This is a genomic window from Candidatus Krumholzibacteriia bacterium (assembly GCA_035268685.1).
Lineage (GTDB): Bacteria > Krumholzibacteriota > Krumholzibacteriia > JAJRXK01 > JAJRXK01 > JAJRXK01.
Genome location: DATFKK010000130.1, coordinates 1 through 9646, shown reverse-complemented (window position 1 = coordinate 9646; position 9646 = coordinate 1). Strand labels below are relative to the sequence as shown.

General features: G+C 69.5%; 8 protein-coding genes and 1 riboswitch. Of the genes, 1 reads left to right on the top strand and 7 read right to left on the bottom strand.

Going from position 1 to position 9646, the window contains the following annotated elements; all coding sequences use genetic code 11:
* Positions 1-148: 148 nt before the first annotated feature.
* Entirely contained in the window at positions 149-2977 is a 2829-nt protein-coding gene (locus VKA86_12470) for an MXAN_6640 family putative metalloprotease (protein HKK72028.1), read from the top strand.
* On the opposite strand, the gene VKA86_12465 is transcribed toward VKA86_12470, so the two are convergent.
* The 7 genes from VKA86_12465 to VKA86_12435 form a co-directional block, all read right to left on the bottom strand.
* Positions 2961-3665 (bottom strand): YkgJ family cysteine cluster protein, encoded by a 705-nt coding sequence (locus tag VKA86_12465; protein ID HKK72027.1) that lies wholly within the window; start codon positions 3663-3665, stop codon positions 2961-2963. The genes VKA86_12470 and VKA86_12465 overlap by 17 nt on opposite strands.
* Positions 3662-4228, bottom strand: a complete 567-nt coding sequence (locus VKA86_12460; protein HKK72026.1) for a rhodanese-like domain-containing protein — start codon at positions 4226-4228, stop codon at positions 3662-3664. The genes VKA86_12465 and VKA86_12460 overlap by 4 nt, the downstream gene beginning before the upstream one ends.
* Positions 4229-4328: 100 nt before the next feature.
* A complete protein-coding gene (locus VKA86_12455) occupies positions 4329-5018 on the bottom strand; it encodes a hypothetical protein (protein ID HKK72025.1) in 690 nt (229 codons plus the stop codon).
* A gap of 250 nt (positions 5019-5268) precedes the next feature.
* The gene (locus tag VKA86_12450; GenBank protein HKK72024.1) at positions 5269-6615 is read right to left on the bottom strand and encodes a cystathionine beta-synthase; all 1347 of its coding nucleotides are present in this window, start codon (positions 6613-6615) and stop codon (positions 5269-5271) included.
* A gap of 80 nt (positions 6616-6695) precedes the next feature.
* Positions 6696-7487 (bottom strand): hypothetical protein, encoded by a 792-nt coding sequence (locus VKA86_12445; GenBank protein ID HKK72023.1) that lies wholly within the window; start codon positions 7485-7487, stop codon positions 6696-6698.
* 120 nt (positions 7488-7607) lie between these two features.
* A riboswitch (cobalamin riboswitch) is annotated at positions 7608-7733 on the bottom strand.
* A gap of 95 nt (positions 7734-7828) precedes the next feature.
* Complete coding sequence (locus VKA86_12440; protein ID HKK72022.1) at positions 7829-8875, bottom strand: trypsin-like peptidase domain-containing protein; 1047 nt, start codon at positions 8873-8875, stop codon at positions 7829-7831.
* Between the two features lie 80 nt (positions 8876-8955).
* The coding region (locus VKA86_12435) for an SDR family NAD(P)-dependent oxidoreductase (GenBank protein ID HKK72021.1) at positions 8956-9646 on the bottom strand (691 nt) is incomplete at its 5' end.

Sequence of the window (9646 nt, the reverse complement as noted above, 5' to 3'; positions counted from 1 at the left end):
CCTCACTGCGCAGTGGTGAGCAACGACACGCCCTCACGGGAAACCCCGTGCGCGCACGGGTCTCCACGGCCTGCGACGGTGTGGTAGGATCGAAGTCCGAGACACGCCGTACCCCCGCGTGTGGACCCGAACAGGAGGCTCCCTCCGGATGCGCGCCCCGCTTCCGGCCGTCACGCTCGCACTGGCGCTGCTCGCCCTGCTCCCGAGCCGATCCACGGCAGACAACTCCGCCCACGTGCATCGCGACCCGGCGCTCGTCGCGATCGAGTCCGACCGTGATTCCGGCCGGATCGACGGGACCGAGGCGCTGATGCTGCAACTGCGCCGCGTGTTCGAACCGGAATCCCTGCCGGCCCTGTACCGCGATCGAGGCGTCGACCGTCCGGTGCGCTGCGCCACGCTGATCGTGGCCGAGGCACAGGCGCGCCGGGACGAACTGTCGGCGCCGCAGCGGGCGGCAGTCGACGCATGGCTCACCCCCCGGACCGCGTCGACGAGCGCCGAGATCACCACCAGTCCCCAGGGACGGTTCCAGCTCGAGTACGAGACCACGGGAACCGATGCCGTGCCTCCCGAGGACTCGGACCCGGCCAACGGTGTGCCCGACTTCGTCGACCGCGTGGGCCTGTACTTCGAGGAATCCTGGGACCGCGAGTTCACGGAGCTCGGCTTCGCCGCCCCGGACATCAGCGAGGGACCCTATCGCGTCGTGCTGCGGAGGATCGGCGCCTACGGCTTCGCCCAGCGTACCGACGTCGGCTCGGCCGGCACCTTCATCACCGTCCACCACAACTTCTACAACTTTCCCCCGAACGACGATCCCGAGGGCAACGTCTGGGGCGCGGCGAAGGTCACCGCCGCCCACGAACTCAAGCACGCCAGCCAGTTCGCCAACAACGGCTGGACCGAACCCGGCCTGTGGGTGGAGATCGATGCCACCTGGACCGAGGACGTGGTCTACGACCAGGTGAACGACTTCTACAACTACCTCACCTTCGGCAGTCCCATCACCGCCCCCACCGCTCCGCTCGACGACGGCGGCAGCGGCGCCTACGCCGAATCGGTCTGGCAGCACTGGATGAGCGAGAGCGTGGGCATCGCCAGTGTGGTCACGTTCTGGTTGCGTCGTGCCGATGCTCCCCAGGAACCCGTCATGGATTCCTACGACTGGACGCTGGCCCAGTTCGGCCGACCGGTCGCCGAGAGCTGGGTCGACTTCGCCACCTGGAACCTGGTGACGGGCGATCGAGCGCGACCCGAGTTCGGATACGAGGAGGCGACCGGTTTCCCCACCGCACCCCTCACCGAGGAGCGGTCGTCGGTGCCGGCCTCGTTCTCGGGGAGCATCGAGCGTCTGGCCGCCAACTTCCTGCGCGCCGAGGGCTTCAGCGCCGGGGAACCCGGCGTGGTGACGATCACCCCGCAGGTGCCGTCCGCGACCCCGCTCCGGGGCCGCGCGGTGATCGAACGCCCCGACGGCTCGTGGACCACCGAGGGCGTCGACCTCGGCCCCGGGACTCCGATCGAGCTCGCGACGCCGCTCGACCAGATCGAGGCGGTCACGCTGGTCCTCGGGCACGGCACGCTCGGCGCGGGCACGGCCGTGTACGAAGTGACGATCGACGAGGAGATCCGTCGCCCCGTCGCGCTGCCGCGACTGGACGCCGACGAGATCCGATTCCGGATCTCCGCCGGCAACGAGGCCGATCGCAGCGTGGCGCTCTACAACGAGGGTCCTGCCGGCTCGGCACTCGATTACGAGGCGCTGATCGTCGCCCCCGTGGCCCCGTCACCGGCACGCAGCATCGCGGGATCCTCGCTCGAGGTCGGCATCGATCGCTACGAGCCGGCCTCGACGACTACCCTGCAGGTCCGCGTGGACAACGCGAGCACCGACTTCGAATGGCTGCAGGCCGTGGAACTGGACTTCCCTGCAGGTGTGCGCGTGGTGTCGAGCACCGACCTCTTCGGTGCCGAGCAGCGCAAGCTGGTGAGCAACGGCGCCACCGGTGACGGCGCCGCCGTGATCTGGACCGATCCCGACGGGGCGTGGGGGAACATCCGCAACGGCGAGGCCGGCACCGCCACCGTGACCGTGGAGTTCGCCCTGCGCCTGCAGGGCGATCTGGTGGTTCCGTACCGCATCGTCGGCGACGGCTTCGGGAGCGGACCGAGCAGTGTGTCCTCGGCCGTGTTGCTCCGGGGCCCGCAGGCTGCCTTCCTGGAGATCACATCTCCCGTGGCTCCGCTGCGCACCGGTGAGGAGGTCGCACTGGAGTGGGTGGCCGCCGTCGACGGCGACGTGGCCCTGGATCTGTCCCGCGACGGAGGCCAGACCTGGGAGACGCTCAGCGCGAGCACGCCGAACGACAGCTCCTTCACGTGGACGGTCACGGGTCCGGCGACCTTCGATGCCCGGTTGCGCCTGCGCGACGCCGGGGATCCCGACCAGTTCGTGGACACCGACACCCCCTTCGCGATCGTCGAGCCGATCGCGTGGGGTGCGGTCGCCAACACGACGGGGTCGATCCCGGGCGGACAGCAGACCGCTCTACAGCTCGACTTCGACGCCCGAGGTCTCGATCCGGGCGACCACTCGGCCGAACTCGTCGTCTTCTCCGGTGCCGGTACCGACCCACTCCGCGTTCCGGTCGTGCTCACGGTCAGTGCCGACGGCACGTCGTCCCCGGCCGCTCGCGGCGCGGGCGTGGTGCACGGAGCGCGGCCGAACCCCTTCAATCCGGAGACGCGGATCGAGCTGGAGCTGGACCGACCGACGGAAGTGCGGATCGATCTGTACGACAGCCGCGGACGCCACGTCCGCACCCTGACCGACACTCGCCTCGACACGGGCCTGCACGCCGTGCCGTGGTCCGGCCGCGACACGGCCGGGCGGCGCGTGGCGTCGGGGGTCTACCTGTACGTGGTGCAGCTCGACGGCATCCGCTCGCTCGGCAAGGTCAGTCTCGTCGAGTAGGCGTGTGGGCACGCAGCCAGCGCAGCAGAGCCAGATCGAGTTGATCGGTGTCGACGTCGTAGGTGGCGAACCGATCGAGGTCCTCGAGGGCGGCGTCGAATCCCTCGTCGGGAGCCAACGTGAAGAAGCGTCGGCGCGGATCCTGGGCGTGGTCGCCGCGACAGAGCTCCGGATCGCTCGCCGCGAAGCTGCGACGGCACGACCAGGGCCGCACGTCGTGCACCGAGCAGGCACCGTCTGCATCGAGCAGTGCGCAGGGCTCGTCTTTCTTCCAGAACTCGATCGCCACGCGCTCGATCCAGGCGTCGACGTCCTCGTCGTGGTGGCGGGGGTGATCGCGACGCACGCGGTCGTGGAGTTCCTGTCGTCGTTCCAGCGTCGCCCGGACCGGCGCGACGCGCCGCTCCTCCACCAGGCGACGCCCGATGCGCTCCACCTCGAAGGCGTGGACGTCGAAGACCATCTGCGAACAGCAGTGCGCGCATCCCCGGCCGCAGCTCACCCGCAGGGCGGGCGACGCCTCGAACACGGTGCGGTGGAACCGGTCGACGAGGTCGAAGAGCCCGGCGAGATCGCGCTCGGTCGGCAGGGTCTCGCTGGCCAGATCGTGCAGACGCTCCCTGGCCTCGCGGGCGAGGGCGTCCCCGCGCACCGATCGTCGAAGGGGGGGATGATCGGGACGGCTCACCAGACGGCCTTCCAGCCCTCGGGCAAGAGGTTCCAACGCCACCCGTAGACGTGGACGCGCTGGGTCGGGCGACCGGTCCGACCGTCGAGGACCGGGCCGCCCTCGTGGGCCCAGGCGAGGATCCCGCCGGCCAGATTCCAGGCCTCGATCCCCTGGCGGCGGAGTTCGCGTGCCGCCAGACCACTCCGATAGCCCACCGTGCAGTACACGACCACCGGCCGGTCGCTCCATTCGTCACGGTGGCGGGCGAAGGTCTCCCGGTCGACCGCGTCGGGAAGACGCGAGATCCGGCGCTCCCGGGCGTCCCGGACGTCGAGCCAGACCAGGTCGTCGGCGTCGTCCTCGTTCGCGGCGAGGCTGTCGGCACGCGCGCGGGCCTCGTCGACGCTCAGGTCGGGCAGTTCCGCGAAGGAGTCCTCACGGTAGTCCGCGTACATGCGCTCCACACGCGCGCGGTTGGTCTCGGAGTCTCCGGCCCGGACGCGGGGAGCGACCCAGACGAAGAGCAGCCCGAGAACGAGCAGCACGCCCCAGGCTGCGATCCGGAGGTATCGGCGCGACATGATGTTTCCTCTCGGGGCACGGCCCGCGCGGACGGCCCTCTGTTGTCTTCGTCACCGGCTCTCCGGCGGATGAGTCCGAAACCGCCAACGCCCGGTCCGATCAGCGCTCCGCCGCGGCGTCCTCCGACTCGGCACCGGCACCGGACATGTCGTCGGAGACGTCGAGATCGCCCTCCGCCGACCCGGACAAGGATCGACCCTCGGGGCGGAACACCTCCGATTCCCACTGCGAGAGCGAGGACTCCAGGGCTCCCAGCTGCCGCTCCAGGCGGTCTCGCTCGGCCCGGAGCTGCTCCAACCAGGCCCGGAGCAGGACCTCGCTCCGCGAGCGAGCGAACTCCGCGTTCTCGGCGACCGAGTCGAGGTCCTGACGGACGGTCAGGGCCTCGGTGCTCGCCGCCTGCGCCGCCCGACTGGCTCGGTCGACGTCGTCACGCAGCGAGTCCGACAGGCTCGCGGCCGCCCCCAGCCGGTCCTCGATCGCCGCCAACCGCACCTGGAGGTCGCCGGTCTGCGACCAGATCTCCTGACGCTGCTCGGCTGCGCGGTCCCCGAAGTGCTGCAGCGTCGACTCCATGTCGGCGATCGATCGACCCGTGACCTCGATGGACGCACCGAGACGTTCGATCCGATCGCGAAGGATCCGATTCTCCTCGCGCAGTTGTTCGGCCCGGGCGCGGGCGGCGCGGCGTTCGTCCTCGAGATCGCCGCGCGTCGCGATCCCGAAGGCCGCACAGCCGGCCTGGAGGAAGAGAGAGGACAGCAGCAGGACGATCAGAACGGCTCGCATGGAACAGCACTCCCCGGGGCCGCGACGTGGGCCCGGCCCCGTTCAATTGCGGGGGGCTCGACGGTCGCGCACGCGCACGAGAGGCAGCGGAGCCGGTCTCGAGAGCGTACGGATCAGGGGAGCAACGGCCGCTGGCATCGCGCGGCCTGCCACGAAGATGACGAATCACGTGGCCCGACGTCAACCGCCCGGCCGGCGACCGGGCCGAAACGTCACCGAGACGTGACGTGAGCGGCGCGGACGGGCCCGCTCAGTGGTGAACGAGCCACTCGACGAGGTCGATCTTCGTCAGGATGTGCTGCGGGTGCCGCTGGTCGTCGACCACGACCACGCTGCCGGTCAGGTCCAGCATCTCGTCGAGCGCACTGAGCGGCGTGGTCTCCAGCACGGTCGGCACCGAGCGACGCATGACGTCGATCAGGTGGACGTTCGGATCCCGCTCGCCGCTGGTCAGGAACTCGAGCAGGTCCTTCTCGGTGAGCAGGCCGGCGAGCTGTCCTTCCGCGGTGATCGGGATCTGCGAGATGCCCTCGTGGCGCATCAGGTCGATCGCCTTGGTCAGGCTCTCCTGCTGGTCGAGCGTGATCAGACTCCGACCGTTCTTCGAGTGCGTCATCTCGGCCACGGTGCCCTCGATGACGTCGTCACCACTGAAGCGGTTCTCGCGCATCCACTGGTCGTCGACGAACTTCGTCATGTAGTTGCGCACGCCGTCGGCGAGGATCAGCACGCAGTTCTGGCCGGGCTTCAGACGCCGGGCCTCCTGCAGGGCGGCCACGGCGACCGCACCGCAGCTACCGCCGCAGAGGAAGCCCTCTTCCTTGATCAGCCGCCGTGCCATGAGGAAGCTCTGGCGATCGTTCGTCTTCACCCAGGTGTCGACCAGGCCGCGATCGAGGACCTCGGGGATGAAGTCGTAGCCGATGCCCTCGACCTTGTACGAGGCCACGTGGTCGCCCCCGGCGAGAATGCTGCCGATGGGATCGACTCCGACGATGACGCAGTCGGGGTTGTGTTCCTTGAGCCGCTTGGCCACACCGGTGATCGTGCCGCCGGTGCCCGCGCCGATGACCACCATGTCGACCTGACCGTCCAGGTCGTCGATGATCTCCTGGCCCGTGCGATCGTAGTGCGCCTCGGGATTGCTCGGATTGCTGTACTGGTCGAGGATGTGCGCGTTCGGCAGTTCCTTCTGCATGCGGTTGGCCACGCCGATGTGGCTCTCGGGCGAGTCCCACGCGGCCTCGGTCGGCGTGCGCACGATCTTCGCGCCCAGGGCCTCGAGCACCACCTGCTTCTCGCGGCTCATCTTCTCGGGCATGGTGATGATCACGCGGTAGCCGCGCACCGCCCCCGCCAGGGCCAGGCCGATGCCGGTGTTGCCGCTGGTGGGCTCGATCAGCGTGTCGCCCGGCTTGATCCGCCCCTGCTTCTCGGCGTCGATCACCATCTGGTACCCGATGCGGTCCTTGACCGAGCCGCCGGGGTTCAGGAACTCGCACTTCGCGTACAGATTGCACTCGAGCGCCGCACCCACCCGGTGCATGCGGACGAGGGGTGTGTTCCCGATGACTTCGAGGATGCTGTCGTAGAGCACGGGGGCCTCCGGCAGAGGGCAGGATACGGGTTCGGACGACCCCACCAGTCTAGGCCGACGGCCCCCGCGCGACAACGACCCTAGCGATCGCCGTAGCGGGCCTTCAGCGAGCCGAAGCTGGCACGGTCGGCCGAGACCGGCCCGGGCGGGTTCATGACGGCCACGCCCGTGAGGTCGAAGCCCCCGCTGGCCGAGGCCGTCGGATAGGGGTCGCACACCGCGTTGCCCAGGGCGTCGAAGGACGATCCGTTCGTGCAGTCGCCGATCACGTCGACCACACGCACGTACGCGATGGCCTGCAGGTCGACGTCCCCCGCCACGACGAGCGGGTGATCGGCCAGGTCGTCCAGGTCGAAGGCGGTGCCGCCGACGTAGTTGCCGGCCAGGTTGTACGTCTCCGTCGAGGCGATCCCCTCGAAGGCCCCGATCGTACGGTCGATGCGCGAGATCGCCGGCATGCGGACGAAGGTCGCCCCGTCGGAACTGACCTCGACGAAGGCCAGCTCCGCGAAGACCTCGCCGCCGAAGGCGAAGGCGTTCTCGAACACCACGAAGTCCACGCCCGGCCCGTCGACGATGCTCTCGGGGAAGCCCAGCGTGATCGATCCGCCGTCGCCCAGACTGAACGGCGAACCGGCGTCGCCCAGCACGTCGGTCGGACTGCCGAAGGACGCCAGGCCCAGTGAGGGATCGGCGTAGTCCAGGGGACCACGGACGAAGTCGACGACGGTGTCGGCCCACATCGAAATCTGCCCGTTGGTGCGCAGCACCTCGGGGTTCTGCTGGCCGGTGTCGGCGATCTGCGCGGCAGCGGCGAAAGGAAGGAGAACGACGGCCGCGAGCGCGGCCGCACCGAGAAGAACACGAGCCATGGATCGGCCTCCACGTTGGCGTGGAGCCGAGGACGTTCGGATGGCACGACGCGACCGAAGGGGACGGCCGGGCCTGGAGTCCTCAACCCACGAAGGACGTTCAGGTCTGTCCCGGGATCGGTCTCCTGGCTCGCGGGTCGTCCTACTGCCCGGGCCTTCCCGGTCCGTGCGCACGGACCAGTGGCGTGTTCCGGGGTTCGTCGCCGCTCACAGTGGCGGGGCCGCGCCGGATTCGCACCGGCTTCCGGGGGATCCACGGGATCACGAACGGCCCGGGATGGTCGATCCCGAGCCGACGGAATCCTAACCGCCCTCGAGGCGCGCGAGCAAGCGCGGTGCGTTCAACGCCGCGGACCGACGTCGGTCAGCTCGAGTTCGATGCGTTCGCGGCGTTCGAGATCGCGCAGGACCTCGATCTCGACGCGGTCGCCGGGCTCGTAGGGATCGAGGATCTTGTAGAGGTCGTCGAAGCGACTGACCGGCGTGCCCGCCACCGCCACGATCACGTCCCCCACCAGCCGGCCGTCGCGCATCCGCCGCAACGGCCGCAGCCCGGCCCGATCGGCGGGCGTGCCCCGGGCCACGTCGCGCACGCCGACGCCCTCGAGTCCGAGCCGGACCATGATGGGGTCGCCCACCACGCTGATCCCGAGCCCGGCCCGGCTCACGCGACCGGTCTCGATCAACTGCGGCACGATCCGCAGCACGGTGTTCACGGGAACCGCGAAGCCGATGCCCACGTTCGCCCCGGTGCGGTTGATGATCGCGGTGTTCACCCCGACCAGGCGTCCTCGGCTGTCGAGCAGGGGGCCGCCCGAATTGCCCGGATTGATCGAGGCGTCGGTCTGGATGACGTCGGTGATCGGGACGTCGGCCACCGAGCGGATCTCGCGGCCGAGCGCGCTGACCACGCCGGTGGTGAGCGTCTGGTCGAGCTCGAAGGGGTTGCCGATGGCCAGCACCTTCTGGCCCACCAGCAGCTCGTCGCTGTCTCCGGGTTCGATCGGACGCAGTCGCGACGCCGGTGCGTCGATGCGCAACACGGCCAGGTCCTTGTTGCGATCGAAGCCCCGGACCTCGGCCTCGAACTCGGCCCCGTCGGAGAACACCACGAAGAAGCGTTCCCCGTTGCGAATCACGTGGTAGTTGGTGACCACGTGTCCCTGGCGATCCCACACGAAGCCCGATCCGGTGCCGGCCTGCCGGCGCATGACGTCGCCGGTCCAGAAGTTCCGCTGCACGAGCTCGTTGCGGATGAAGACGACCGAGTCGGAGGTGCGTTGGAACACCTCGATCGTGTTGCGTTCGCTCTCGAGCAGCTGGCCCTGGGCGGGCGCGGCGAGGAACGACATCGTCAGCAGCAGGATCACGATCGCAGTTCGGTGCACGATGGACCGTCCCGGTTCGGGGAGATGGCAACGGACTGCGAACGCCCGGACGTCGTGCGCGGTTCCGGGACGGTCGATCGTCAGTCGTTGCGGTTCAACTGCCAGGTCACCCAGGCCTTCAGATGGCGCGGTACGGGCGCCGACAGGGCCATGGTCAGGCGGTTGCGCCAGCCGGTGATCGTCGAGCTGCGTCCCTTCAACGCCGCATCGACGGCGATGCGCGCGACGTCGGCGCTCTTCTTCCCCGTCATCCGGCCGAACCACGTGGTCTTCTGCCCGCTGACCTCGAAGAACTCCGTCCACGTCACCCCGGGCATGGCCACGGTCACGCGTACGTTCCGCGGCGCGAGTTCGTGGGCCAGCGACTCGCTCAGGCTCACCACGTAGGCCTTGGTCGCGGCGTAGGCGGCGTAGGTGGGCACCGGCGTCAGACCGGCGATCGAGGCGACGTTCAACACGTGGCCGCCGCCGCGCTCGGCCATGGAGTTCGCGAACAGATGCGTCAGTTCGGTGAGCGCGATCACGTTCACGCGGATCATCTCGCTCACGCGGTCGACGTCCTGACCGAGGAAGTCGCCGTGCACGGCAAAGCCCGCGTTGTTCACCAGCACGTCGATGCTCCGACCGCGCTGGGTGAGCCGCGCGAAGAGTTCGGCCGCCGCGCCGGGCGCGCCGAGGTCGGCCGTCTCGATCTCGGCCTCGACGCCGTGGTGTTCGGTGAGATCGCGCGCCGTCTCGCGCAGACGCTCCTCGCGGCGGGCCACCAGCACG